This is a genomic window from Endozoicomonas sp. NE40 (assembly GCF_040549045.1).
Lineage (GTDB): Bacteria > Pseudomonadota > Gammaproteobacteria > Pseudomonadales > Endozoicomonadaceae > Endozoicomonas_A > Endozoicomonas_A lisbonensis.
In genome coordinates, this window is the sequence record NZ_JBEWTB010000002.1 from 208,095 (window position 1) to 234,053 (window position 25,959).

The 25,959-nt window shown below is 50.8% G+C and carries 22 protein-coding genes; 3 read left to right on the forward strand and 19 right to left on the reverse strand.

Annotated features, from left to right (window positions below; all coding sequences use genetic code 11):
* Positions 1-5 precede the first annotated feature (5 nt).
* Together V5J35_RS02005 and V5J35_RS02010 are read right to left on the reverse strand one after the other, a co-directional pair.
* Positions 6-2,489, reverse strand: a complete 2,484-nt coding sequence (locus V5J35_RS02005) for a DNA translocase FtsK (protein ID WP_354009665.1) — start codon at positions 2,487-2,489, stop codon at positions 6-8.
* A gap of 144 nt (positions 2,490-2,633) precedes the next feature.
* A complete protein-coding gene (locus V5J35_RS02010; RefSeq protein WP_354009666.1) occupies positions 2,634-3,842 on the reverse strand; it encodes an ADP-ribosylglycohydrolase family protein in 1,209 nt (402 codons plus the stop codon).
* 142 nt (positions 3,843-3,984) lie between these two features.
* On the opposite strand from V5J35_RS02010, the gene V5J35_RS02015 reads away from it, so the two are divergent.
* Together V5J35_RS02015 and V5J35_RS02020 are read left to right on the forward strand one after the other, a co-directional pair.
* Positions 3,985-4,224 (forward strand): YecH family metal-binding protein, encoded by a 240-nt coding sequence (locus V5J35_RS02015; protein ID WP_354009667.1) that lies wholly within the window; start codon positions 3,985-3,987, stop codon positions 4,222-4,224.
* Positions 4,225-4,650: 426 nt separating this feature from the next.
* On the forward strand, positions 4,651-4,956 hold the full coding sequence (locus tag V5J35_RS02020; RefSeq protein WP_354009668.1) for an RNA recognition motif domain-containing protein: 306 nt from the start codon (positions 4,651-4,653) through the stop codon (positions 4,954-4,956).
* A 50-nt stretch (positions 4,957-5,006) separates the two neighbouring features.
* Here V5J35_RS02020 and V5J35_RS02025 read toward each other — a convergent pair whose 3' ends face one another.
* The 12 genes from V5J35_RS02025 to gyrA all read right to left on the reverse strand — a co-directional run bounded on the left by V5J35_RS02025 (position 5,007) and on the right by gyrA (position 20,153).
* Positions 5,007-6,329, reverse strand: a complete 1,323-nt coding sequence (locus V5J35_RS02025; RefSeq protein ID WP_354009669.1) for a Gfo/Idh/MocA family protein — start codon at positions 6,327-6,329, stop codon at positions 5,007-5,009.
* Positions 6,330-6,478: 149 nt separating this feature from the next.
* On the reverse strand, positions 6,479-6,760 hold the full coding sequence (locus tag V5J35_RS02030; RefSeq protein ID WP_354009670.1) for a ComEA family DNA-binding protein: 282 nt from the start codon (positions 6,758-6,760) through the stop codon (positions 6,479-6,481).
* A 92-nt stretch (positions 6,761-6,852) separates the two neighbouring features.
* Positions 6,853-8,031: a lipopolysaccharide assembly protein LapB gene (gene lapB, locus V5J35_RS02035; RefSeq protein ID WP_354009671.1), complete on the reverse strand. Its 1,179-nt coding sequence runs from the start codon at positions 8,029-8,031 to the stop codon at positions 6,853-6,855.
* Positions 8,031-8,291, reverse strand: a complete 261-nt coding sequence (locus tag V5J35_RS02040) for a LapA family protein (protein ID WP_354009672.1) — start codon at positions 8,289-8,291, stop codon at positions 8,031-8,033. Before V5J35_RS02040 ends, lapB begins: the two co-directional genes overlap by 1 nt.
* Before the next feature lie 136 nt (positions 8,292-8,427).
* Entirely contained in the window at positions 8,428-8,712 is a 285-nt protein-coding gene (ihfB, locus tag V5J35_RS02045) for an integration host factor subunit beta (protein ID WP_354011351.1), read from the reverse strand.
* Positions 8,713-8,917: 205 nt separating this feature from the next.
* The gene (gene rpsA / locus V5J35_RS02050) at positions 8,918-10,594 is read right to left on the reverse strand and encodes a 30S ribosomal protein S1 (protein ID WP_262567221.1); all 1,677 of its coding nucleotides are present in this window, start codon (positions 10,592-10,594) and stop codon (positions 8,918-8,920) included.
* A 268-nt stretch (positions 10,595-10,862) separates the two neighbouring features.
* Entirely contained in the window at positions 10,863-11,531 is a 669-nt protein-coding gene (gene cmk / locus V5J35_RS02055) for a (d)CMP kinase (RefSeq protein WP_354011352.1), read from the reverse strand.
* A 107-nt stretch (positions 11,532-11,638) separates the two neighbouring features.
* Positions 11,639-13,894, reverse strand: a complete 2,256-nt coding sequence (locus tag V5J35_RS02060) for a bifunctional prephenate dehydrogenase/3-phosphoshikimate 1-carboxyvinyltransferase (RefSeq protein ID WP_354009673.1) — start codon at positions 13,892-13,894, stop codon at positions 11,639-11,641.
* On the reverse strand, positions 13,894-15,009 hold the full coding sequence (gene hisC, locus V5J35_RS02065) for a histidinol-phosphate transaminase (RefSeq protein ID WP_354009674.1): 1,116 nt from the start codon (positions 15,007-15,009) through the stop codon (positions 13,894-13,896). Before hisC ends, V5J35_RS02060 begins: the two co-directional genes overlap by 1 nt.
* A 49-nt stretch (positions 15,010-15,058) precedes the next feature.
* Entirely contained in the window at positions 15,059-16,144 is a 1,086-nt protein-coding gene (gene pheA, locus V5J35_RS02070; protein ID WP_354009675.1) for a prephenate dehydratase, read from the reverse strand.
* 135 nt (positions 16,145-16,279) lie between these two features.
* Positions 16,280-17,383, reverse strand: a complete 1,104-nt coding sequence (gene serC, locus V5J35_RS02075) for a 3-phosphoserine/phosphohydroxythreonine transaminase (RefSeq protein WP_354011353.1) — start codon at positions 17,381-17,383, stop codon at positions 16,280-16,282.
* Positions 17,384-17,522: 139 nt separating this feature from the next.
* Positions 17,523-20,153 (reverse strand): DNA gyrase subunit A, encoded by a 2,631-nt coding sequence (gene gyrA / locus V5J35_RS02080; protein WP_354009676.1) that lies wholly within the window; start codon positions 20,151-20,153, stop codon positions 17,523-17,525.
* Between the two features lie 379 nt (positions 20,154-20,532).
* On the opposite strand from gyrA, the gene V5J35_RS02085 reads away from it, so the two are divergent.
* Positions 20,533-20,658: a hypothetical protein gene (locus tag V5J35_RS02085; RefSeq protein WP_354009677.1), complete on the forward strand. Its 126-nt coding sequence runs from the start codon at positions 20,533-20,535 to the stop codon at positions 20,656-20,658.
* A 28-nt stretch (positions 20,659-20,686) separates the two neighbouring features.
* On the opposite strand, the gene V5J35_RS02090 is transcribed toward V5J35_RS02085, so the two are convergent.
* The 5 genes from V5J35_RS02090 to crtI all read right to left on the reverse strand — a co-directional run bounded on the left by V5J35_RS02090 (position 20,687) and on the right by crtI (position 25,953).
* Positions 20,687-21,217 carry a hypothetical protein gene (locus tag V5J35_RS02090; RefSeq protein ID WP_354009678.1) on the reverse strand — a complete coding sequence of 177 codons (531 nt, stop codon included), beginning with the start codon at positions 21,215-21,217 and terminating at the stop codon, positions 20,687-20,689.
* A 310-nt stretch (positions 21,218-21,527) separates the two neighbouring features.
* Positions 21,528-22,397 (reverse strand): Brp/Blh family beta-carotene 15,15'-dioxygenase, encoded by an 870-nt coding sequence (locus V5J35_RS02095; protein WP_354009679.1) that lies wholly within the window; start codon positions 22,395-22,397, stop codon positions 21,528-21,530.
* Positions 22,385-23,533 (reverse strand): lycopene cyclase family protein, encoded by a 1,149-nt coding sequence (locus V5J35_RS02100; protein WP_354009680.1) that lies wholly within the window; start codon positions 23,531-23,533, stop codon positions 22,385-22,387. The genes V5J35_RS02095 and V5J35_RS02100 overlap by 13 nt, the downstream gene beginning before the upstream one ends.
* Positions 23,534-23,544: 11 nt before the next feature.
* Entirely contained in the window at positions 23,545-24,450 is a 906-nt protein-coding gene (locus V5J35_RS02105) for a phytoene/squalene synthase family protein (protein ID WP_354009681.1), read from the reverse strand.
* A gap of 30 nt (positions 24,451-24,480) precedes the next feature.
* Entirely contained in the window at positions 24,481-25,953 is a 1,473-nt protein-coding gene (gene crtI / locus V5J35_RS02110; protein ID WP_354009682.1) for a phytoene desaturase family protein, read from the reverse strand.
* Positions 25,954-25,959 lie beyond the last annotated feature (6 nt).

Consider the following 25,959-nt stretch of genomic DNA (forward strand, 5'->3'; position numbering starts at 1 on the left):
AAAGGTTAATTTTTAACCGGCGGCGGAGCGATCACTTCCCGGGTACCATTGGTTCCCGCAGGGCTGATAACCCCCGCCTGCTCCATGGCTTCAATAATATTGGCTGAACGGTTATAACCGATTTTAAACTTGCGCTGTACCGAAGAGATCGACACCCTGCGGCTCTCCGTCACAAAAGCAACGGCTTCGTCGTATAACGGATCCTGTTCGCTGTCTCCGTCCAGTCCTGCACTGAAAGCACTACCGTCGGATGAACCCGCTTCGACACCGTTAAGAATGTCATCAATGTAATCCGGCGCGCCACGTTTTTTCCAGTCAGCCACCACCCGGTGTACTTCATCATCACTGACAAAGGCGCCATGAACACGAATCGGTACACTCGTTCCCGGAGGCAGGTAGAGCATATCACCATGTCCTAGCAGTTGCTCAGCCCCACCCTGGTCAATGATGGTACGGGAGTCAATTTTACTCGATACCTGAAAACTGATACGGGTCGGAACGTTGGCCTTGATCAGGCCGGTAATGACATCCACGGAAGGCCGCTGTGTTGCAAGAATCAGGTGAATACCGGCTGCCCGGGCTTTCTGGGCAATCCGGGCAATCAGCTCTTCCACTTTTTTACCAACAATCATCATCATGTCGGCAAATTCATCCACCACCACGACGATAAATGGCAGGGTATCCAGTTCTGGCGGTGCTTCTCCGCCCAGAGACAAGGGCTCAAAGAACGGGTCTCGCAGTGGCGCCCCCTGACTGCGGGCTTCCTTTACCTTCTGGTTGTAGCCAGCAATATTACGAACCCCGAGAGCCGCCATCAGCTTATAACGACGCTCCATTTCAGCCACACACCAGCGCAGGGAGTTGGCCGCTTCTTTCATGTCGGTCACAACCGGTGCCAGCAGATGCGGAATGCCGTCATAGATAGACAGTTCCAGCATTTTCGGGTCAATCATGATCAGCCGCACATCTTCAGGACCTGCTTTAAACAGCATGGACAGAATCATGGCGTTAACGCCCACGGACTTGCCCGAGCCGGTAGTACCCGCCACCAGCAAATGGGGCATTTTTGCAAGGTTAACCACCACAGGCTGACCACTGATATCGTGACCCAGGGCAAGGGATAAGGGAGACTTGGCCTGGTCGAAGGCTTTTGCTGAAACCACTTCGCTGAAGTAAACAATCTCCCGGTCATCGTTGGGAATTTCAATACCCATCACAGATTTTCCGGGGATCACTTCCACCACACGGACACTGATCACTGCGAGAGACCGGGCCAGGTCTTTTGCCAGATTACTGATTTTGCTGGCTTTGGTACCCGGTGCCGGCTGAATCTCGTAACGGGTAATCACCGGCCCGGGGTGGGCAGCCACAACCTCAGCATCAACGCCAAAGTCTTTAAGCTTAAGCTCTAATAAACGGGATACAGCATCCAGGTCATCCTGACTGATGCCTCCGTTTGAGTTAGCCACTTCGTCCAGCAAGCCAACTGTTGGAAAACGACCTTCCGGCAGCTCTTCAAACAGAGTTTCCTGTCGTTCCTTGCGAGGGCTGTTATCGACGCTACTGTTTTCGGCGTTATTGTTTTCGGCGCTACTGTTTTCGAAGACGGTGAAAGGTTGTGGCTTTATTTTAACTTCAGGTTCCGGAGCTTCGATAACAGGCAATAAGGTTGGCTCAACCTTATCATCACGGTCTGCTGCTTTGGCTGTCTCCTTTGTCAGAGCCTTCTGCGCCCTGACTTCTGCCCGATGGTCCCGCCATTGATCCAGTGCATTCTGCAGGCGGTGGTAAGCAACCGTAGCCCAGCGACGTCCAGCCGTCAGACAGGCAGTCAGCACCCAGATCACCAGCCTGCCCACCAGGTCAATCACACGGAACCAGGAAATATCGGTATAAAGCGTTAATCCGGTGATAAACACGGCTAACAGCAACAGGCTGCTGCCCACCGCACTAAACACGGGCATAAACTGCTGCAGGATAATATGGCCGACGATCCCCCCCGTAGACGATGGCAGATCAGAGATCCCCGGAAAGTACAACCCGGCCAGTGCCGCCCCGGCACAAAGTGCCAGCACCAGACCAAAAAAGCGTACAGCAAACAGGCTGAGACTCCACGGCCAGGTTTCGTAACGGTAGCGGATAACCAGTGCCACCTTGCCAAACAGGACCAGCGGAATCATCCACGCAAAGAGTCCAAACAGAGAAAACAGAAAATCGGCAAACCAGGCTCCGGCACGTCCTGTGGCATTAATAATTTCACCGTCAAAGCCAGCATAATTCCAGCCGGGATCAACTGGCGCATAGGTCATCAATGCCACAGACAGGAAACCCGCCATGACCAGCAGCACCAGCATGCCAGCCTCCCGCAGACGCAATGCAAGGGCGTCATTCAGCGAATCACGAATGGATGACTTCACAAACTTTTTTTTGATGCTCGCCGGTTGTGAACGTGCCGTACTACTGCGTTTTTTGCTCGAATTCTCAGACATTCCCAGTCTATTAAAAAATAGCCTCGCAAGGGTCCCGGCCAGAGGGACTGTTTATATATACATTAAACGATAACACGAGGGATTCATCGGTTGCCATCCAACAGGTCAATGAAAGCTGTATCAGATTGTTTTGAGCGCATCGTGTCAGGGCAGTGAAGCCAGTTTCTCCGCCAGACGCATGTACTGCTCCGTGTGATTCAGGTCCCGTACAAAACGTTCAGGAATGCCCTGGATACCATTCATTGCACCCAGCAATGCCCCTGTCAGCGCGGCCCTTGCCATATTATTACCGCCGCCATTGGTAGCAGACAAAACCCCTTGTTCAAAGTTATCCGGGAAGCGGTGCATCAGGTAATAACTCGCTGGCAACAGGTGTGTTAACTGACAATCCATACCGTACACCTGACTGACATGCAGCGCCGGTTCAATTCGCACCACTTCCGGCTGCCAGGCAATAGCGCCATTAACCACCGTATGGACATTGTCATAACCACCGATTAAAGAACGGATCATTGGGTTCTTCAGCTGTTTGTACAGATAATCACGCAGATCTTCCAGTTGCACCCCTTTCATAAGAGCCTGAAGGGTCAGGGCATAAACCACCTGATTACCGCGGATAAAGTCGCTGCTGAAAAATGGCTGCATCATGTTATCCGCTTCAATAGCCAGAGTTTCCGGGTCGTCATAAAGAAGGGCCAGAACCACTGCCATTTGCGCACCATCACTGCTATCTGCACTGGATGCCAGCTTACGGTCCTGCCAGCTGATGCCATCATTTCGCTGCTTAACCATATGCCTCACAATGGATTCCGTGTATCGACCGGAAAAGCTCTCTCCAGACAGCTTACTGAAAAAGCCATCCAGCCGGTCATGGAAATCTGTTTCGTTGTACTGCCCCGTTGCAACGACCGATTCCAACAATAGGGTAAACAGCTGTCCGGTCTGGGAAATATCGCCAGCCCTTAAACCCTGCTCATAGCGATAGCGGCTGATATTGGCGAAACTATGACTACCGTCCGGCCTGGGGTCCTGATAACGGTCAATCCAGCTACCAAAATCCTTCTGTAGCTCACTGAGATCGTAATACCAGTGGGTACCCAGGCCCAGTGCGTCTCCGGCGAGATAACCAAAAATAGCGCCCTTGACGCGGTCGCTGCGACTGATGTTATCCGGATAGTGTTTCACAACAGGTTGAGTGGAATCGATGCGGTTCATGCTCTGATCCTCAGTAGTTGCTCCTGTATTCTGATCTTGTAACACCGGGTTGTCACACCCTGCAAGCACCATGACCCACCCTGACAATACAATGACCCTGGACAGCTGGCATAACAGCCAGTTTCCGGCAATTCTCATAGCAACTCCCGACTCACGAGTAAGCGACCGAAAAGAACTGAGCATAGAACATCCGGCAAAACTCAGTATTAGTACTTATGTTTTATTTTTAAGCCAGAGGTATGTTTACCGGTTTGATTGACTATTTCATCAGGAACGCAAGATGCAAGAATCCATTCACGGCCACAATGTTCTTAATCTGATTCGTGAGCACAACCAGCCTGCGAGCAAAGACGAACTGCTGACAGCCATTGCCCAACATTTTGGTACTGACAGCCTTTTTCACACCTGTTCTGCCGAAGGGTTGAACGCTGACCAACTGGTAGAGCTGTTTCTCGCCAAAGGGAAGTTAACACTGCAGAATGAACAGGTGCATTTTGTTGGCTGCCGCTGCAAACACTAATTGACCTGCGTCAGAAGTTCCTGCAATTACACTAAAGGCTGAAATAATAACCGGCCGGGCTGTAATTCATTGAAAAACAATAAAAAACATAAAATAACTTATTCAATTACCACCGTTGGTTCCAACACACCGCGAACCAACTCCTGCTTATGCCCTTGACATAAGTACTACAGGTTATAATCTGGTGTCATACCCAGACAGTTTAGGGTACAACTCACTAGAGCCCTGCTATGGTGCGTTATTGGATCTGTAGACAGACTCCTGTCTGGATACCGGTCAATTTAGTCCTGAGCAAAAGACTGCCAGGGTTATTTTAATAACACTCTGACTTACTGATGCCCCAGAACGACGTAATCCTGTTGACGTTCGATGTTTCTAAGGCAAATGGTCGAGTTAAAAAACGTCATTATTGGAGACCTTCTTACCATGCAACAGAACAAACTGTTTGTAGGTAACCTGCCTTTTAGCGCGAATGAAAACGACCTGCAGATTGCTTTCGAGCAATTTGGTGAAATTGATGAGATCCGTGTGATTATTGACCGCGAAACCGGTCGGTCCCGTGGTTTTGCTTTTGTCACATTTGCTGAAAAAGAATCCGCAGATTCAGCACTCAGCATGGACGGCAAAGAACTCAATGGCCGTAACATGCGGGTTAATTTTGCTACTGAAAGAAACGGTGGACGCAGAAACAACAACCAGAGCCACAACAACAATCGCCGTTTCAATCAATAATAACCCGTTGCGGATTATTAAATTGAGGGAAGGTAGCCATGAATTACGGGCTATCTTCCTGCCTCTTTTTCATCAGCATTTAACAGACTGATGACACGATTTTCCCGACGCGCCCGCTCTGCGGCAAAAACCATCTGATGACTCTCAAGGGTTTCATCAGGGCCGCTCAGAATATGTGAGGCATCATTACTGGCAACAGCAGCTATAAATGCCTTCATCACGGCTTGGTCACCGCCTGCATGCCCTCCAGCCGCAGAGCTGTCAACAAAGGCGTGAGTATCGTAAACCGTTTCCGTGCGGGAAAGAAAATCATACCTGTACAGCTTTCTGCCATCACCTTCAATCATGCCCCTGCTGCCAAACACACTGGTTTTACGGTTCGTCATGGGAGTGAAAGCGGTCATGGTAAATGAAGCAGTCATGCCGCCTTCAAACTGCATATTCACCACCTGATGATCCACAACATCGTTATCACAGGCGTAAACGCACCGGCCATAAGGACCGGTACGCAAAGCTTCAATAATCGTCTCGTAAGAAGGTTCTGGTGTCAGCACATCCCATGGCCACTGGTTAACAGAACCTTCAGTGAATAGTTTTTCCTGAGTATTTTCGCCACCGCGAGGCTGATAAACATTGCAAAGGTAAATATTCTGGGCCGAGTAGGGGCAGGTTTCGGAAAGTCTGCAATCCAGGCACCGGTCGCTGCTGCCTTCCGGTTTCTGTTCCTTGCGAAAATGACTTAGCCGTCCAAATGAAGAAATCTGCTGGCAGGGCTTACCGGCCAGGTATCTCAACCAGTCGAGGTCGTGGCAGGCCTTTGTCATCAGCATGGGAGCACTGGCTGCTTCATTGGCCCAGTTCCCTCTGACAAAAGAATGTGCCTGGTGCCAATAGCCTACGGGCTCAAGGTGTTGAATAGAGCAGACATCCCCAATAACACCACTGTCTAATAAGTTTTTCAGGCGCATGGTATAAACGGTATAGCGCAGAAGGTGACAGACACTTAACATGACCTTGTGGGTTTTAACCGCTTCAACAATCGCCCGGCAACTGTCGGGGTCAGGTGCCATGGGTTTTTCCAGAAGCAAGTGATAACCCTTCTCAGCCAGTGCCACCGCCGGCTCTTTATGCATTTCATCCTGAGTGCAAATACCAGCAGTGTCAGCCAGCTTTTCACACTCTGCCAGCGCCCGCCAGTCCCTATAAACCCGGTCCGGTCTGATATTATGCTGTTCTGCCAGATACGCCCGGTATTCTTCTCTTGGCTCCGCAACTGCCACAATTTTCAACTGTTCAGGATGGTCCAGGGCATAGCGGGCATAAGCTCTGCCGCGACTACCGGCACCAACGATAACCATGGTGACAGGCTCCATTTGAACTCTCCATTGTTCAATCTACTTATACTGTCGACTCATCAGATCCTCGACATAAGCCGTTGACCGTTTGGTTTTCAAAAGAGCCCAAAAAAAACGCCATACTCATTCATCTGAACATGGCGCCTGATATTGAATCACGATTTTATTTAATCAAATACAATTTTATCTTTATTTTTTTCTAATAATACCGAGCCTATGTATTTCACCTTATCGAGATCTTCCATTGAATGGAATGCCCCATGAGATTCACGATGATTAACAATTTCCCGGGCTATTTTCGGACCCACACCAACCAGCGATTCATTAAGCTGTTGAACCGTTGCCTGGTTAACATTAATTTTCTCGAATTTAACCGACTGTTCAGCAAAAGCAGGAATTGAAAAGGAAAGAAACAGTGAAGTAAGAAATGCAATTATTGTCTTCCTCATGGCGATACTCCTTTGATGCCTGGAAAAGAAACGAACTCATAAGCAAGTTCTTACTTAAAGGTTTAGATTAATTTAATCGACAGTGCAAAGCTTCACTCTCCTTCAATTCCCTGCACTGGTGCAATAGCTCCCCACGAATGACAACCCGGACACATCCAGTGCATTTCCTTTCCGGAAAAACCGCAGGAATTACATTGATAAACCGGCTTCAGTTCGAGCATTTTATCCGTCATCTCTTTCAGCAGACGAATACTCTGCAGACTCCCGACAGCAGGATTTCTCAGTTGCAGAGTCATAAGGGCATTCAAACCTTTCAGAGAAGGATTTTTACCCAGCTGATCGGTCAGAAACCTTAATGCCTGTTCATCTCCCCGGTCACTGGCCAGAACTTTTGTCATGGCAAGGATGACTGCCCCACCTGGTCTCTCACTGAGACAGCGTCCAAGAAAAGCAGTAAAGCCGCGAACATTACCCAGCCGGTTATAAGCCTGCTCTAATAACTCCAGAGTCAGCGGAACATACTGGCTATTCTGCAGCGCAACTTTTTCGAGCGCTTTTATACAATCCCGGTAACGACCATCATCGAACTCCATCCGTGCCAACAGCAACGAAGCCCTGACACAGTTTTTATCCCGTGTGAACGCCTGACGGATGGCCTTTCTGGCAGACATCCGGTCGTTGCGATCCAGACAGATCTGCGCGCCCTCACAGTAAAAATGTGCCAGCACCACAGCATACTTATCGCCACCGGTTTTCCGCAACTCTTCACCCACGGCAACAGCCTTAGACCACTCCCGTTCCTGCTCATAGATTTTGAGTAACTGCTGCAAAGCCTCAGGCCGATACTCATGATTATTTTTGGCCACGTCAGCCAGCATGGCTTCGGCCCGATCCAGCAAGCCGGCCTGCATAAAATCTTTTGCCAGCTCCAACTGAACCCGAAGGGATTGCGAAGAGGTAAGGCTTGGTCTGGCAAGAAGATCCTGATGCACACGAATGGACTTTTCTACTTCACCGCGCCGGGCAAACAGACTACCCAGTGCCAGATAAGTATCAACCGTGTCGTTATTCAGATCCAGCGCTTTGATAAACGTTTCAATCGCCTCATCCGTCTGTTCATTCAACAGATAATTCAGTCCAACAAAATATTCTTTGGAAAGAGGCTGGCCGGATGACTGGGATTGATTCTTTTTCCGAAGATCCCTTCGACCCAACAGATAACCTGCCAGCATGGCTACTACAATAAGAGCCAGCAGTGCAACATCAGGCATTAACTCAGTCCCTTGAGGGCATTCGCTCTCAGCTTCTGCAACTCTGCATCCCGGCGTCCCAGTTTGCGCTGGAAGCTGGCATTCGCCAGGCGCAGCCTTCCAATCGCGACCATTGATGCCAGCAGACCACAGACTCCACCAACAATGAATGCAGCAATGACGGCTGTTGAAGCCTTAAGTTCGGGCAGCTGCATACCAGCCAGTTGAAAATCAACCAGCTGCGGATTACTAATCACAAAGTTGACCAGTATGACCAACATAATAATCAGCAGAAATAATACCAGTAAGCGCTTCAGCCAAGCTCCAAGCACTGAAACCATAGTAACAACAAACTCCAGATTAAGTGACCAGTAACGGATGAACCAGTTTACTCCGGTCATACCGGTGAAAAAACGATTAAACGGAATTATTCACCCTGTCACGCATTTCCTTGCCAGGCTTGAAGTGCGGGACATATTTTCCTGCCAGAGAAACCGACTCTCCGGTTTTTGGATTTCTGCCAATTCTCGGCGCTCGATAATGAAGTGAAAAGCTGCCAAAACCACGTATTTCAACGCGTTCTCCGTTGGCCAGCGACTGTGACATTTGTTCTATTATTGCCTTGATGGCCAGCTCGACATCTTTTACAGCCAACTGCTGTTGCTGTTCTGCAAGCTGCTCAATCAATTCAGACCGGGTTATTGCCATGGTTCCTTTCCCCTGCCACTCCCTGATGGTATCCAGTACAGACGATTCCTACCCTAGCTAACCCAAATCAAGAAATCAAGCAAGCTATTGATAAGCCTGCTGAAAATCATGCCCTGCATTTTCAGCAGGCGAAAAAAAACCGCAGAATTTCTCCTGCGGTTTTTCAAGCTTTATGGCTTAACAGTCAGATCATTTGATCTTACTTGTTTTCCATCTGAGCTTTGATCAGGTCACCGATAGTGGTAGGACCGGAAGCTTCAGGAGCAGTGCTGCGCAGCTCCTTGATAGCCGCTTTATCTTCAGCTTCGTCCTTCGCTTTGATGGACAGGCTGATGTTACGGTTCTTACGATCGATGCTGATAATGCGAGCTTCTACTTCTTCGCCTTCCTTCAGAACGTTAGTCGCGTCTTCTACGCGGTCACGGCTGATTTCAGAAGCTTTCAGAGTAGCCAGTACGTCTTCGGCCAGTTCAACGGTAGCAGCCTTAGCGGTTACTTCCTTGATAACACCCTTAACGATAGAGCCCTTCTCGTTCAGACCAGCGAAGGCATTGAACGGATCTTCAGACAGCTGCTTGATACCCAGGGAGATACGCTCACGCTCAGCGTCGATAGCCAGGATAACAGCTTCAACTTCGTCACCCTTACGGTACTGACGAACAGCTTCTTCACCAGCTTCGTTCCAGGAGATGTCAGACAGGTGAACCAGGCCGTCGATACCACCGTCCAGACCGATGAAGATACCGAAGTCAGTGATAGACTTGATCTTACCAGCCAGCTTGTCGCCCTTGTTAAAGGAACCGGAGAAGTCTTCCCATGGGTTGGTCTTGCACTGCTTGATACCCAGGGAGATACGACGACGCTCTTCGTCGATGTCCAGAACCTGAACTTCAACTTCGTCACCCAGAGCAACCACTTTGGATGGGTGGATGTTCTTGTTGGTCCAGTCCATTTCGGAAACGTGTACCAGACCTTCAACACCTTCTTCCAGCTCAACGAAGCAGCCGTAGTCAGTCAGGTTGGTTACGCGACCGGAAGCACGGGTGCCTTCTGGGAAGCGGTTAGTGATAGCTACCCATGGATCTTCACCCAGCTGCTTCAGACCCAGAGATACGCGGTTGCGCTCACGGTCGAACTTCAGAACCTTAACGTTGATCTCGTCACCAACATTAACGATTTCGCTAGGATGCTTGATGCGCTTCCAGGCCATGTCAGTGATGTGCAGCAGGCCGTCAACACCACCCAGATCTACGAACGCGCCGTAGTCGGTCAGGTTCTTAACGATACCTTTAACTTCCAGACCTTCCTGCAGAGTACCCAGCAGTTCTTCACGCTCAGCGCTGTTTTCAGCTTCCAGTACGGAACGACGGGAAACAACAACGTTGTTACGCTTCTGATCCAGCTTGATTACCTTGAATTCCAGCTCTTTGCCTTCCAGGTGAGCAGTGTCACGTACTGGACGAACGTCAACCAGAGAACCAGGCAGGAACGCACGGATAGTGTTAACGTCAACAGTGAAGCCGCCTTTGACTTTACCGGAGATAACACCTTTAACAATTTCTTCAGCTTCGAAGGCTTTTTCCAGCTCGCCCCAAGCTTCCATACGCTTGGCTTTTTCACGAGACAGACGAGTTTCACCGAAACCATCTTCAACAGCGTCCAGAGCAACCTGAACTTCATCGCCAACAGCGATGGTCAGTTCGCCCTGTTCGTTCAGGAACTGAGCTTTAGGGATAACGCCTTCAGACTTCAGACCAGCGTGTACAGTCACCCAGTCGTTGTCGATATCGATTACCTGGCCGCTAACAATAGCGCCCGGCTTCATTTCGATTTCTTGCAGGCTTTCTTCAAACAGATCAGCAAAGCTTTCGCTCATGGTCATTCCTATCAATTCGACAGTGCAGTCAGAGCACCCTGGTACCAGGATGTTGTTCTACCTGCCGGCCACACCGCCAGTCAGTGTGGGTTAGTTTCATTCAGTCCGGAGCTGGAAACACTGGCATTCAGCCAATTCCGGACTCTTTGGGGTTAATACAGACAACAACCGGTCGTCTGTATTTGAAAAGTAACAGGCTGTCTGACATTGTCAGACAGCCTGTCGTTATTATCTAATGCCTGATTAAGAGCTGACTGACAGCAAAGCGTCAGATAAGACCTTTCTGTCGCATACCATCCAGAATGCGGCTAAACACTTCCTGAATCGTCAGGCGGGTGCTGTCCAGTTGCAGAGCGTCTTCAGCCGGTTTGAGCGGAGCCACCTTACGGTTCATATCCCGTTCATCCCGTGCCTGAATGTCAGCTAAAAGCTGATCAAAACTAGCATCAATCCCTTTCAGTTGCAACTGATTTCGTCGGCGCTTTGCCCGTTCTTCTGCACTGGCCGTCAGGTAAACCTTGAAGTCCGCGGCAGGGAACACCACTGTTCCCATATCACGACCATCAGCTACCAATCCCGCTCCGTGAGCAAAGTCACGCTGACGCTTCAGCAGCGCAGCACGAACTTTTGGCAGAGCCGCCACTTTTGACGCTTTGGCTCCCACCTCTTCCGTTCGCAGGTTGGCACCTACGGTTTCACCTTCGAGGATAATGGTCATCCCTTCCCCATCCTGCCCCGGCTCAAACTGGACATCAAGATGACCAGCCAGCACTTCCAGGGAAGACTCGTCAGCAAAATCCACACCATGGTTTATTGCCGCCAGCGCTGTCAGTCGGTACAGAGCGCCACTGTCCAGCAGGTGCCAGCCCAGCTCCTTGGCGAGCAGAGCTGCGACCGTACCTTTACCTGAACCGCTGGGACCGTCAATGGTCACCACGGGTGCATTCGCTTTGTATACTGCTCTATCATCAGCATTACGGCCAGCGTTACGGTCAGAGTTCTGATCAGAAGCCTGTACGCCCAGTCCAGGGTTTTCAGAGTTACTCACTCGTCTTGTCCTTCAACAGATAACTTCAGGCCGGCATGACTGGCCAGCCTGACAAAATTCGGAAATGAGGTGGCAACATTGGCACAGTCTTTAATACGGATTGCGCCTTGCGCCCGCAATGAAGCCACCGCAAAGGCCATGGCGATGCGATGATCCCCATGACTCTCAACCGTACCTGCCATAAATGGCTTACCGCCTTTGACGATCATACCATCAGGCAACGCCTCCGCATCAATGCCCAGCACCTGCAGACCATCAGCCATAGCCTGAATCCGGTCACTTTCCTTGACCCGCAACTCTTCAGCGCCGCGCAGAACAGTTTCACCTTCAGCGCAGGCTGCCGCGACAAACAGCACCGGAAACTCATCAATTGCCAGAGGTACAAGATGCTCAGGGATTTCAATACCTTTCAAAGGCGCGTATCGCACACGAATATCCGCAACAGGTTCACCACCTACCAGCTTCTCGTTGGACAGGGTGATGTCAGCACCCATGAGACGCAGAATATCCAGCACACCGGTTCGTGTTGGATTAATGCCAACATGAGGAAGCATCAGGTCGGAACCTTCGGCAATACTGGCTGCCACGAGGAAAAACGCGGCTGATGAAATATCCGCAGGTACGTCAATTCGCGTTGCCGTCAGCTTACCACCGCCCTGCACGGCCACCCGGTCACCATCAACGGCAACAGGATACCCGAACCCGGACAACATGCGATTCGTATGATCACGAACAATTCCCGGAGCAACCGTAGAGGTTTCCCCTTCAGCGTAAAGACCCGCCAGCAACAGACAGGACTGCACCTGCGCTGAAGCCACCGGCAAATCATAATGAATGCCGTTCAGTGCCTGACCGCCTTTAATCACCAGCGGTGGACGACCACCCTCTGCGGTTTCAATGCTCGCTCCCATTTCAGCAAGCGGTTTAACCACCCGGTTCATCGGGCGCCCGGACAATGACGTATCACCGGTCAGGGTTACGTCAAAAGACTGCGCTGCCATCAGCCCTGCCATAAGACGCATAGCCGTACCGGCATTACCGAGATAGAGCGGTCCCGGCGGCTGTTGCAGCCCGTGCATACCCACTCCGTGAATAGTAACCCGACCATCGTGTGGACCTTCAATATCCACACCCATATCACGGAAGGCCTGCAGCGTTGCCATGGCATCTTCACCTTCCAGGAAACCATCAACAACCGTTTCACCCTCTGCCAGAGCACCCAGCATGATGGAGCGATGGGAAACCGACTTATCTCCGGGAACGCGCAGCTCACCGGTTACTTTGCCACCCGGCTGGGCAACAAAGGTTTGTTGTACTTCATTCATAGTTTTAGAGTCATTCAGCGTGGTCATATAGGCTCTTCTTTCCAGCATACTGGTAAAATGTCGTCGAGCGGTGGATGCCCGTTCAAAAATACCCAGCATACGTTGACTGTCTTTATTTATAATGGCGTTTCGAAGCCCTTCAAGACCTTCTGTAAAACGATCCAGCGCCTGTAAAACAGCGTCCCGATTACCCAGGGCAATATCATGCCACATGGTCGGGTCACTGCCGGCAATTCGGGTAAAGTCCCGAAAACCTCCAGCCGCATAACGAAATATCTCCTGATTTTCTCGGTTACCGGCCAGAGTATCGACCAGGGAGAAAGCCAGAAAATGGGGCAGATGACTGGTCAGTGCCAGTACCTCATCGTGATGCCCGATATCCATACTGTCAACATGCGCACCGCAGGCCTGCCAGAGCGCCTTAATTAATGCAGTAGCATGAGCATCGGTGTGCGACAGTGGTGTCAGAATCACTTTATGACCTTTAAAAAGATCAGGTCTGGCTGCTGTCACACCGCTTTTTTCAGAACCAGCGATAGGGTGTCCCGGTACCAGACAGGCAGGCACTTCACCAAACAACTGTCGTGCAGATTCAACCAGTGACCCTTTGCAGCTACCCACATCAGTCACCACCTTACCCGCCAGCGGCACTTCCACAAGCTGCTGAAGCACCGCAGGCATAGCCAGCATGGGAACGGCCAGCATAACGACATCAGCGCGGGCTACACCGTCGGGCAAATCATAACAGGGGCTGTCAATCAGGCCATTCTCAAAGGCGATATCAACAGAATCGCAGCTACGGTCATAACCTGCAATCTCATGACAAATTCCTTTCTCTTTCAGTGCCGCAGCAAAAGAGCCACCAATCAGCCCCAGACCGACAACAAGCACCCTGATTCTGTTTATCTGCAATCCCTGAGCGTTCACTACGACACCACTTCTTTTACTTCTTTCAAAGCCTGCAGGAAACGTTCATTTTCTTCCGGCAGGCCAATGGATACCCGCAAATGCCCTGGCATTCCATAATTAGCAACCGGGCGAACAATCACCCCTTTTTCCAACAGTTTCCGGTAATACACCATGGCATCGCCACTGGTATCAAAGGTAATGAAGTTCCCCATGGACGGAATGTATTCAAAACCCATTGCCTGCAGACCAGCCGATACTGTTTGCAGCCCCTGAGTGTTCACATCACGGGAACGCTGCAGGTATTCATCATCATTCAGGACCGCAACCGCTGCACACTCACCCAGATTGTTGACATTAAACGGCTGACGTAGCTTATTAAGCACACCGGCAACCTCTACACTGGAGACGGCGTAACCAACCCGACTCCCCGCCAGACCATAGGCTTTGGAGAAAGTACGGGTAACCACCAGATTTGAATACTGCTTAAGCAAAGCGATACCATCCGGATGACGTTCGTCCTGCACATACTCAAAATACGCCTCATCCAGAACCACAATGACATCACTGCGCACCTTATCCAGAAAGCCTGTCAGCTCATCCCGGGGAAACGCCGTTCCGGTTGGATTATTCGGGTTTGCCAGAAACACCATTCGGGTATCATCCCGCACAGCGTCAGCCATGGCATCCAGATCATGCCCCCAGTTTCTGGCAGGCACCACAATACTCTCCGCACCCGCCGCTGTGACAGCGATCGGATAAACAACAAAGGCATACTCTGAAAAAACGGCAGACACCCCGGGCTGCAACCATGACTGAGCCAGAAGCACCAGCACGTCATTTGATCCATTCCCGAAGGTAATCTGCTCAGGCTGAACCGCCAGTTTCTGACTTAGCGCATCACGCAGGTTGAACAGATTACCATCCGGATAACGCGCCAGCTCTGACAGATGTCGCCCAATAGCATCCAGTGAAGACGGTGCCGGACCAAGCGGGTTCTCGTTACTGGCCAGCTTGACAATGGCATCCACATCAAGCCCCTGCTCTCTTGCCAGCTCTTCGACAGGCTTACCAGGCAGATAAGGGCTCAGCGACCTTACACCCGAAACGGCCAGCTCGACAAAATCACATCCCATAAATCACCTGTTATATTGTTTTACAGCACAGCTTTTTATAGCTCAGTATTTACAGCACACCCTTAGGATAAGAACCAAGCACCTTCAGGTCATTGGCCCGCTCTCCCAGCCTTTCCAGCACAATTTTGATCACCGGGTCATCAATATGCCCGGAAAAATCGATAAAGAACACATAGTTCCAGGTGCCACTGCGGGAAGGGCGCGTCTCAATTCGGGTCAGGTCGATATCATGTACCTGAAAGACTTCGAGAATAGCGTGCAGGGCGCCAGGCTGGTTACGCATACTAACGACAATAGACGTTTTATCAGCACCGCTGCTCTGCACATCCTGATTCCCAATGATCAGGAATCGGGTGGAGTTGTCAGGCTGATCCTCAATCTTCTCGGCAATCTTTTCCAGGCCGTACATTTCTGCAGCCATATCACCGGCAATCGCCGCCGAATTCCATTCACCCTTGATTCTGCGGGCGGCTTCGGCATTGGAGTTAACAGCAACACGCTCGGCCATTGGCCAGTGGGCATCCAGCCACTTACGACACTGGGCCAGTGACTGGGCATGAGAATAGATACGGGTAATATGATCCCGGCGGGTATTTTCTGATACCAGCATGTTCTGATGAATCCGCAGCACCACCTCACCACAGATTTTCAGGTTGGAATCCATAAAACTGTCGAGCGTATGACTAACGACACCTTCCGTAGAATTTTCAACCGGCACCACACCATAATTCACCGCACCGGCAGTCACCTCACGAAATACCTCATCAATGGCTGACATGGGGACGCAAACGGCCGAATGCCCAAAATGCTTTATCGCCGCCTGCTGCGTAAAGGTACCCTCAGGCCCCAGAAACGCTACATTGACAGGCTCTTCCAGTGCCAGGCAGGCCGACATAATTTCCCGAAACAGGCGCGCCATTTCTTCATCGCCCAGAGGCCCGTCGTTACGCTCCATAACACGACGCAGAACCTGCGCTTCACGCTCCGGGCGATAGTAGACAGCATCTCTGTCTTCCTGCTGCTTAACCTGCGCAACTTCCTGAGCGCACCTGGCTCTGTCACTGATCAGCTTCAGGATTTCACCATCAAGCTTATCAATACTCTTGCGCAGTCCTGTCAGCTTGTCATCTGTCATAGTTATTCTCAGCTCTTTACACTGCAATCAAAGGCCTTCAGGCAGCCCGGTTCTGCTACCCGAAAGCCGGTTAAATAGTCACGTCAGCATTCGCTTAGCCTTGTTGACCAACCACTTTTCCATCAACCTTTTTTATTAACCATAACGCCGTTCAAATTCCTGCATAAAGCTGACCAGCGCATCAACATGAGCTTCCGGAACCGCATTATAGATACTGGCCCTCATGCCTCCCACTGCCTTATGCCCTTTAAGGTACATAAACCCCTCTTTCCCGGCTTCAGCCAGAAAGACAGAATCCAGTTCCGGGTCAGCCAGGGTAAACGGCACATTCATGCGCGAGCACCAGCAGGGGTCAATATTATTGTGATAAAATCGGGTGCTTTCTATCTGACCATACAATTTACGGGCTTTACGCTCATTAATCTTGTCCATTTCTGCCAGCCCACCCTGGCGCTTCAGCCATTTAAACACCAGGCCAGCCAGATACCAGGCAAAGGTGGGCGGCGTGTTGTACATGGAGTCCTTGCCTGCCTGAGTCGCATAATCCCAGACCGCAGGACAGGCTGAAGAGTGATGCTCCAGAAGATCATCACGAACAATCACCACAGTCAGACCAGCAGGTCCAATGTTCTTTTGCGCACCGGCATAAATCACGCCAAACTTACTGACATCAATAGGCCGGGACAGAATGTTTGAAGACATATCCGCCACCAGTGGCACGTCGCCGGTTTCAGGTATAAACGGAAATTCCAGACCACCAATGGTCTCGTTCGGCGTGTAATGGACATAGGCGGCATCGCTGCTGAAGCGCCACTGTTCTTGGGAAGGCATCTGCCGGAATCCGGACAGCTTGCCATCAGCAATGATATTCACATTCAGATAACGCTGGGCTTCTTTAATGGCTGACTGCGCCCAATATCCGCTATTCACATAATCCGCACTTTTTTTACTGCCTTTCAGGTTCAGGGGAACCGCCGCGAATTGACCACGGGCGCCGCCCTGTAGAAACAGCACCTTATAGTTGGCAGGAATATTCATCAGCTCACGCAGGTCTTGCTCAGACTCTTCTGCCACCCTGATAAACTCCTTACCCCGGTGGCTGATCTCCATCACCGAAGTACCCAACCCCTGGAAGTCGAGAAGTTCTTCCCGAGCCTGCTCCAGCACCTCCCTCGGTATAGGTGCAGGGCCAGCAGAAAAATTAAATACTTGTTTATCTATCGCTGCAGGTTTATCCATCGCTATAGGACCAATAATATTGTTCACAATTAACTCTCCAGACTGACAGCCTTCTCAGGCTGTGGTATCCGCCACCTCCCCTGCGGCGACAGACAAAAACGCCAGCATTATGCGCTGGCGTTTTATTCAATCAGACCCTTCAGTCATCCTGCTCAGTAGCGTTGACATCGGCAGTGTCAGTAGCACTGCCTTCAGTTTTCACTTCGGCGTCTTGCTCTTCAGCCTCCGGGACGTCACCTTCTTCAGGCTCCTCAACCCGGGCAACCCCTACCAGCTTCTCGCCTTCCTGAACCTTAATCAGGGTAACACCCTGTGTATTACGGCTCATCACAGAAATCTCATCAATACGGGTACGAACCAGAGTACCCTGATCAGAGATCAGCATCACCTCTTCACCGTCCTGCACCTGAATCGCACCAATGAGATGTCCATTCCGGTCCGTACACTGCATGGAGATTACACCCTGACCACCTCGACCGGTAACCCGGAAGTCCTCAACACAGGTTCGCTTACCAAAGCCATTTTCACTGGCTGTCAGGATCTGGGCGCCTTCCTCCGGAATGATCAGGGAGATCACCCGTTGACCGTCCTGCAGTTTTATACCACGAACGCCACGGGCTGTACGCCCCATCTGGCGCACATCGGTCTCTTCAAAACGAATAGCTTTACCGGCGTTGGACAGCAACATGACCTGCTTTTCACCATCGGTAATCTGGGCGCCCACCAGGGTATCACCCTCTTCAAGCCCCAGTGCGATCAGGCCACTTGTACGTGGACGGGAGAACTGTTCCAGCGGCGTCTTTTTCACCGTCCCCTGGGACGTTGCCATAAAGACATAGTGACCTTCGGTGTATTCTTCCACTGGCAGCATAGCGGTAATGCGCTCACCTTCTTCCAGCGGCAGAATATTCACAATCGGACGACCACGGGACGTGCGACCCGCTTCCGGAATCTGGTACACCTTGAGCCAGTACACCTTACCCTTGCTGGAGAAACACAGTATCTGGGTATGGGTGTTCGCCACCAGCATGTGTTCAACGTAATCTTCTTCCTTTACGGAAGCCGCTGATTTACCACGACCACCACGACGCTGTGCCTGATAGGTATCCAGTGTCGTTGTTTTCGCGTAACCGCCATGAGACAGGGTCACCACCATGTCTTCTTCATCAATCAGGTCTTCAACGGTCAGGTCGCGACGGGAGCTGGTGATTTCAGTACGACGTTCATCGCCATACTCTTCTTTCACCTTCTCCAGCTCTTCACGAATCACTTCGAGCAAACGGGCAGGACTGGCAAGGATATGCAACAGTTCAGCAATTTTTTCGATAAGCTCGCGATATTCAGCCAGCAGCTTTTCGATTTCCAGACCGGTCAGGCGATGCAGGCGCATTTCCAGAATCGCCTTAGCCTGAGCCGGAGACAGATAGTACTGACCATCACGCAGACCAAACTGTTCAGGCAGATCTTCAGGGCGACAGGCGTCAGAACCCGCACGCTCTGCCATCTCCATCATATAACCCGGCTCCCAGCCTTTCGCCATAAGTTTTTCCTGGGCTTCAGCAGATGTCGGCGAGGCTTTGATCATCTCAATCATCGGGTCGATATTGGACAAGGCAACCGCCAGGCCTTCTACCAGATGACCTCGCTCACGTGCCTTACGCAGTTCATAAACGGTACGGCGGGTGACCACTTCACGGCGATGACGAATAAAGGCTTCCAGCAGTTCTTTCAGATTCAGAATTTTCGGCTGACCGTCGACCAGAGCCACTGTGTTGATACCAAACACAGATTCCAGCTGAGTCTGGGCGTACAGGTTGTTCAGAACCACATCGGCGTTTTCGCCCCGACGCAGCTCAATAACAATGCGCATACCGTCCTTGTCGGACTCATCGCGCAGTTCACTGATGCCTTCAATTTTCTTGTCTTTTACCAGCTCGGCAATCTTTTCGATCAGTCGGGCTTTGTTCAGCTGATAAGGAATTTCGGTAATGATGATGGTGCTTTTATTGCGCTTTTCATCATGTTCAATATCCGCACGGGCGCGAATATAAATCCGTCCGCGGCCGGTACGGTAGGCCTGCAGAATCCCGGCACGACCATTGATAATGGCAGAGGTCGGAAAATCAGGACCCGGGATGTACTGCATCAGGTCATCAACCGACAGCGTTTCGTCATCAATCAGTGCCAGACAGCCATTGATCACTTCGGTCAGGTTGTGAGGTGGAATGTTGGTCGCCATACCCACCGCAATACCCGCAGAACCATTGACCAGCAGGCTCGGGATGCGGGTTGGCATAACGGCAGGGATCTGCTCACTGCCATCGTAGTTGGGTACAAAATCAACGGTTTCCTTGTCGAGATCGGCCATAATGTCATGACTGATCTTCTGCATACGGATTTCCGTATAACGCATGGCCGCTGCGGAGTCGCCGTCAACGGAACCAAAGTTACCCTGACCATCCACCAGCATATAGCGCATGGAAAATGGCTGGGCCATACGAACGATGGTGTCGTATACCGCACTGTCACCGTGTGGGTGGTATTTACCAATTACATCACCCACCACACGGGCGGATTTTTTGTAGGGCTTGTTCCAGTCGTTGCCCAGTTCGTTCATCGCGAACAGTACGCGCCTGTGTACGGGCTTAAGGCCGTCACGCACATCAGGCAAGGCTCGCCCGACGATAACACTCATGGCGTAGTCCAGGTAGGACTGCTTGAGTTCGTCTTCGATGTTTACCGGAAGAATCTCTTTAGCGATATCTGTCATGGAAACCCAGTCGTCCTTTTGCTTGCGCCTGCCTGTCACCTGTTGGCATCCGTTCCGAACCCAGCTCACCCGGCAGCTCAGAGCTGTTGAGTGAAAGAGGTCTTATGCGCGGCAGACTTGAAACCCTGAGATCGAAAGATGAAAACTGCTTAACCCGGTGTTTACCCAACTGTTTATCAACAAGAGAGGCATCACGATAAAAACGGTGCAGTTTTGTGAATCTGTCGGTACTCCGGTTCCGATTCATTCGGTCATCGGGGTTTCAGAGGTAAAACCCGACCTGGATGACCGGCAACAAAATTTGGTGTCAATAAAGGCGAAATAATACCACAGACCAGCCTGAAACTGCGAGTTAAACCCACTTTAGAGCAGCTTTCAAATGAAAACTTACGTGCGACTTTCCACTGCAATGTTGGAAAACAAGGAATCTGCTGAGAGTTTTGAAGACAAAACTCTTATCGATGGCGTAGTTTTGGCTACAGAAACGCTGCCAGGTATTGAATGAACAAGCTTCAGCCCCTGAAAACAGGTTATTACCATTCATCATTCATGACCTCTTGCATAAGCTGTTGCCTGCGTCGGTGCATTGCCGCAATGGGATCAACAAACAAATGTTCGGGTAACAACCGTTTAACATTAGGCGTCAGCTGAGTATGGCGTTGCTCCACTGAAGGAAGGAAATGCCCTGAAACATGGTTCCAACTGACCAGTTTTCTATCGCTGAAGACCAGTTCTCCAGCGTATAACGCGTCAGCCCCAAGGGTAATGGAGACATGCCCCCTGACCCTCTGCACACTCCTGTAATTTTCGTTTGTACGGCCTGGCCCAACCATGACCTGTTGTGGAAAGCTTGCCAGAATGGCGTACATAAATGAACCATCCAGCAGCGGGGGAGCGGCTCTGCCAGAGTTAGCAATAAAAGGACACGGCATCAGAAAATAGTATTCACCACTTTTTTCCAGCTGAAAAATACTGTTCTCATCGCCGTGCAATTGAGACCCCAGTGCTCTCAGAGGGATAATCTTGCTTAAGTCGCTGAATAGTTTTTCTAAATCAGGATACATAACCGACTTCACCTCTTGGAACAGCAACTCAATCTGCCACCTGAGCCGATAGCTCTGAAGTACTTCGCACAAGCTGAACTCAGCACTAAAACCTATAACGAAGTATCTTCGTCGTTCCCGCGCCACCAGAAACAGTGGATCCCCGCCACTGCGGGGATGAAGGCTGTATGGTTATCATGGTTTGGAAGCACATTTTTACCCCCAAAGCGGTGATCAGAGACAGGATAAAATCGAGGAGCATGATGTTTTGCAGTCGGATGGTGAAACCAACCTGCTCCGCTATTAGCAGTCAGTTGATTATGATGCCAATTCACTCGACCAGATAAAAGCTTGAAAGCCGAGTTAACACAAAATGCAAAATAATATGTGGCATCGTCAGGGAGAACAGTCCTATAAATAACGAACTCAACTCTACTTGCAGGGTCTGTAATTTCGCCAGATAGATATATGCAACAAGGAATAACAGCGTTGTAAAAAACATCGATAAAGCCAGATAAAAGATCAATGACTTCGACTGCCCCTGAAACTGCTGAAAGGTCCTTATCATATTCACTATGGCATGCAAACCACAAAAATAGCTCGCAAAATACAATATAGGAGAGAGCAGTAAACCACCCACAACCATCATGGAAGCAGGGCAAGCAACCTCTTTCCTTAATTTCCCCATGACTACCTGTATAAGGAGTATGCAGAGCATGATAAGTGCCAGATACTGCATCCCAAGAGCAATAATGCCTGCAGCCTCACAAGGCAATAATAGCCATGCGAAAATTTGCCCCGTTTCCTCTCGATGCGTGATGGCTGGAACCACTACTGCCAGTAACCCGAGCATCAAACGCTGACATCTGCTGCTTTCAGGCTGCCAATCGCCGGAAAAGTGCCAGGCTGAGGCGACAAGAAATATGACCATACTGATAACTGGTAATTTCAGCCAGACCATAAAACTCAGCACAACAAGACCGGTATAAGACGCGATAATGACCAGTTGCTTCCCTGCTTCTTTATGGAAACAGCGGCGAATATAGAGCAGGTCAAGCCCTCCATGAGGAACACCGAAGAGGTATATCCAGAGTAAAACGATCAGGGTTGTTGAATGGGACTGTCCTAGCGAGTCAAGCAACAACATGAGCCCGGCGGTGAAACCGAACAGGTAAACGGGAACATTCTTTAAACGAGGCATTGAAACAAGGCTTTCAGGAACTGTTTTTTTTGGGGAATGGCATAGATGATGCGCAACAAATCCGTGAAGGACGCAGCTTCTGTCATAAAACGGGCAAACGGGTCTGCGTGACAACGCCGGGCAAGATTCTGAAACAAGTCCGGCGCGATAGACATATCCTTGCGCAGTACACTCAAAAACAGTCGGTCCATGAGCTGGTAACGCCAGACAATCGGGGAGGCAGATGATGGGCGTTTGCCATGCCGTAATGCGGAGGCTGCCATCTGGCTCCAGCGTTGCACCGGCAAAAAACCATACCCTGTGGATGCCCGAAGATGTCCCGCTGCTATTCCGGCTTTTAACCAATGTGACCGGGTGGCGCTGCGCTCAGAAACCTGCATGGGCAAAATACCTTCTTCTAACGACTGAATGGTCCAGAGACCCTCTGTGAACTGGCTGCCCAGATAGAGGTCGAGGTATCTGCGAAGCTGGCCCGGGTTGACTGGCGTGATCCCAAACCGGGTCACTTCAATCAGCGATAACGACGAACTTAAAGGCAGACGATAGATAAACTGCAAATCACCATCAATTACCGTCATCTCTTCCATGAGACCCACGACATCGGCATTAAATACGTTCTTTTCTGATAATACCCAGGCACCATAAAAACTTTGGAAAAGACCGCTATTGTCTGGTTCACAAACATCAATGCTGCTGTCTACGCCGTATCGGGCGTGGATTTGCCCGCCGCATGCAGAAACTCTTGCACCGAAGGCGGTATTGCCTGATAGCCCGCCCTCAATGCAGGTCGCCTGACTGTTGAAACGCACATCGATATCGCTCCGGGAAAAACACGCCTCTGCGAAGCTGAAGAAGTCCTCAGCCCGGATACAACAGTAGGGCGTGTTTTGTGACAGGGCGATATGCTGCTCTGTGGGCGTTGATACCTGCCAGTGGTTCCAGTGCCTGACGCACAACGGCCTGAGATAATCGGGAAGCGCGCCAGTGTCCCAGAAACACCAGGTTTTGTGCGTATTAAAACAGTCGCTGGCTTCCAGCATAACGATCTGCCCTCGCCAGCCGTTGTTCACCAGCGCCAGTGCCAGCGATGTACTGGCCAGCCCGGCACCAATCATCACGATATCAACCAACTCCACAAATCCACCACCTAAACCGGATAGAGTCCGGTTAATGGTTTATGAAGCTCAGGGTCATGTTCTGCAGGTTGCCCGACAGAAATACATTGCAGGGGTAACCTTGATAAAGTCAGCATGACTTTTCGCCTGACGGGTACCACCACTCGCCCCTGCCAGTAAGCGTAATTGTGATGTTCAAGACGCAGACCGATCTCCCTGTAAATTGCAAGTGCGGCGGCAATAGCCAGCCGGCTTCGGAAAGGAAGATATGCCAGCCCTACAACCGCACTGGCATAGTAGCGCTCAGCCATTTGCAACACATTCTGGATGGCTTGTTGAACCGTTGAACGGTCGTCGTCATCAAAGCGAATCAGTCGTTGTGCAGGGAAGGGACACCATATTTCTGGCAGGTAACGCCGCCCCATGGCAGCATCCTCTGCCACATCTCTGGCAATATTGGTCAACTGCATGGCAATACCCAGGTCAACACCATGAGGCCAACCGGCTTCTGCGGCACCAAGAACAGGACACATCATCAGACCAACCGTACCGGCGGCTCGATAGGCATACCGAACCAGATCCTCTTCGGACTGTACCGCCACCTTTCCCAAATCACTGCGCATACCATCCAACAGGGCAAAGGGGGCAGCATTATGAATGCCCACCTGCTTTTGCAGCGCAATAAAGTCGGACACTATGGGTTTGTCACTCCGCTGATCCGTCAATGCACGCTCGATGCTGTCCAGTTGTTCCAGAGCCAGCGGATGATCCGCGCACTGGTCTGCGAGATCATCGACCCACCGACAAAACCGGTACAGTCTGGCAGCGTCATCCAATCGTTCTTTTGATAACAGGGCTCCTGCAAACCGGAAAGACTTGCCGTGTTTCGACAGAACCTCTAATGGTTCTGAGGGAGTGGATGAGAGTGGTACCGTCATTAAACAATCTGATCAATCAATTTTGGCTAATCACGCAGAGTCTGGCAGAAGATGTTCAAGCACTTTTGCCGAACAGAGTACGCCCGGCAGACCTGCGCCCGGATGGGTTCCTGCACCCACCAGAAAAAGATTTTTGGGTCCTTCGCCCTGATTGTGATACCGGAACCAGGCCGACTGCCGAAAAGTCGGTGCAATCGAAAAACCATCACCGGCAGGGCTCATATAATCATTATGAAATTCGTTGGGTGTCATATCAAAGCGCTCGACAATGCAGGCACTGAGTTCCGGCATGATTGACGTCTCCAGGGCATGAATGATCTTGTTTCCATAGCTCCATCGCACCGTATCCCAGTCCACATTCCCCAACAGGTTAGGCACCGGAGCCAACACATAAAACGCGTCACACCCTGCAGGAGCCAAACTGGGGTCGGTTGCTGTAGGCCGATGAAGGTAGAGTGAAAAATCATCCGCCAGAATTTTTCGTTTAAATATATCATCCAGCAATGACCGGTATCGCCTGCCCAGCCAGATCGTATGATGAGCCAGGCTTTCATACTTTCTGTCTGTACCCAGATAGAGTACGAAAAGCCCCATGGACCGAGCCGCCAGATGTCCTTTCAATCGTGCGCTGAATCGCACAGACTCCCGTGGTAACAGATCACTATACAGATGGAGGGGATCGCAGTTGGCGACAAACAACTCTGCATCAAACTGCCTGCCATCGGTGGTTTCAACATGGCGGATGACCTGCTTTTCTACGGTACAGCGTTTCACTGTGGCATTGAGGTGAAGCCTCACCCCCTGCTCTTTCAATAGCCTGTGCAGGGCCACCGTTAAAGCACCCGTCCCACCCATAACAAAATGAACTCCCCATTGTAATTCCAGATAATGAATAAGACTGTAAATACAGGTGGTATCAAATGGATTGCCGCCAACCAGCAGCGGCTGGATAGAAAAAGCCTGGCGCAACTTTTCATGCTTCAAGTGTTGCGTAACCAAGTCCCATACAGAGCGATGGCAGCGCAGCCGCATCAGGTTGGGAATCTGGCGAATCATCTCGTTAAGCTGATGAAACGGTTTATCAGCCAGCAGGCTGAAACCAATGTCAAAGATCGCTTTCGATTCGGCAACCAGATCAAGATATCCCGTCCTGTCTTCCGGTGATATACGACTGATTTCCTGTAAAATTTCCTCCTGACTCCCTCCGTAATCGAAGGTATCACCATCCGGAAAACAGAATCGATACCAGGGCTTAAGTGGCACCAGGGCAACGTAGTCACTCAGTCGTTTATTGAACAGGCCAAATAACTCTTCAAACAGAAAAGGCGCTGTAATCACCGTGGGACCAGCATCAAACACATAGCCATTACGGTGGAATACCTGCGCCCTCCCGCCCGGCTCCCTACATCGGTCGATGATTTCCACCCTGTAACCTCGGGCTCGCAGCCGCAGAGCAGCTGCCAGACCTCCCAGACCGGCTCCAATCACGATGGCTCTATTCATGGACAA

What these genes read in the sequence shown, in the direction of transcription:
- V5J35_RS02005 (WP_354009665.1), bottom strand. Translation starts at nt 2,489, where the DNA reads ATGTCTGAGAATTCGAGCAAAAAACGCAGTAGTACGGCACGTTCACAA.
- V5J35_RS02010 (WP_354009666.1), bottom strand. Translation starts at nt 3,842, where the DNA reads ATGAGAATTGCCGGAAACTGGCTGTTATGCCAGCTGTCCAGGGTCATT.
- V5J35_RS02015 (WP_354009667.1), top strand. Translation starts at nt 3,985, where the DNA reads ATGCAAGAATCCATTCACGGCCACAATGTTCTTAATCTGATTCGTGAG.
- V5J35_RS02020 (WP_354009668.1), top strand. Translation starts at nt 4,651, where the DNA reads ATGCAACAGAACAAACTGTTTGTAGGTAACCTGCCTTTTAGCGCGAAT.
- V5J35_RS02025 (WP_354009669.1), bottom strand. Translation starts at nt 6,329, where the DNA reads ATGGAGCCTGTCACCATGGTTATCGTTGGTGCCGGTAGTCGCGGCAGA.
- V5J35_RS02030 (WP_354009670.1), bottom strand. Translation starts at nt 6,760, where the DNA reads ATGAGGAAGACAATAATTGCATTTCTTACTTCACTGTTTCTTTCCTTT.
- lapB (WP_354009671.1), bottom strand. Translation starts at nt 8,031, where the DNA reads ATGCCTGATGTTGCACTGCTGGCTCTTATTGTAGTAGCCATGCTGGCA.
- V5J35_RS02040 (WP_354009672.1), bottom strand. Translation starts at nt 8,291, where the DNA reads ATGTTGGTCATACTGGTCAACTTTGTGATTAGTAATCCGCAGCTGGTT.
- rpsA (WP_262567221.1), bottom strand. Translation starts at nt 10,594, where the DNA reads ATGAGCGAAAGCTTTGCTGATCTGTTTGAAGAAAGCCTGCAAGAAATC.
- hisC (WP_354009674.1), bottom strand. Translation starts at nt 15,009, where the DNA reads ATGGGATGTGATTTTGTCGAGCTGGCCGTTTCGGGTGTAAGGTCGCTG.
- pheA (WP_354009675.1), bottom strand. Translation starts at nt 16,144, where the DNA reads ATGACAGATGACAAGCTGACAGGACTGCGCAAGAGTATTGATAAGCTT.
- serC (WP_354011353.1), bottom strand. Translation starts at nt 17,383, where the DNA reads ATGGATAAACCTGCAGCGATAGATAAACAAGTATTTAATTTTTCTGCT.
- gyrA (WP_354009676.1), bottom strand. Translation starts at nt 20,153, where the DNA reads ATGACAGATATCGCTAAAGAGATTCTTCCGGTAAACATCGAAGACGAA.
- V5J35_RS02085 (WP_354009677.1), top strand. Translation starts at nt 20,533, where the DNA reads ATGAAAACTTACGTGCGACTTTCCACTGCAATGTTGGAAAACAAGGAA.
- V5J35_RS02090 (WP_354009678.1), bottom strand. Translation starts at nt 21,217, where the DNA reads ATGTATCCTGATTTAGAAAAACTATTCAGCGACTTAAGCAAGATTATC.
- V5J35_RS02095 (WP_354009679.1), bottom strand. Translation starts at nt 22,397, where the DNA reads ATGCCTCGTTTAAAGAATGTTCCCGTTTACCTGTTCGGTTTCACCGCC.
- V5J35_RS02105 (WP_354009681.1), bottom strand. Translation starts at nt 24,450, where the DNA reads ATGACGGTACCACTCTCATCCACTCCCTCAGAACCATTAGAGGTTCTG.
- crtI (WP_354009682.1), bottom strand. Translation starts at nt 25,953, where the DNA reads ATGAATAGAGCCATCGTGATTGGAGCCGGTCTGGGAGGTCTGGCAGCT.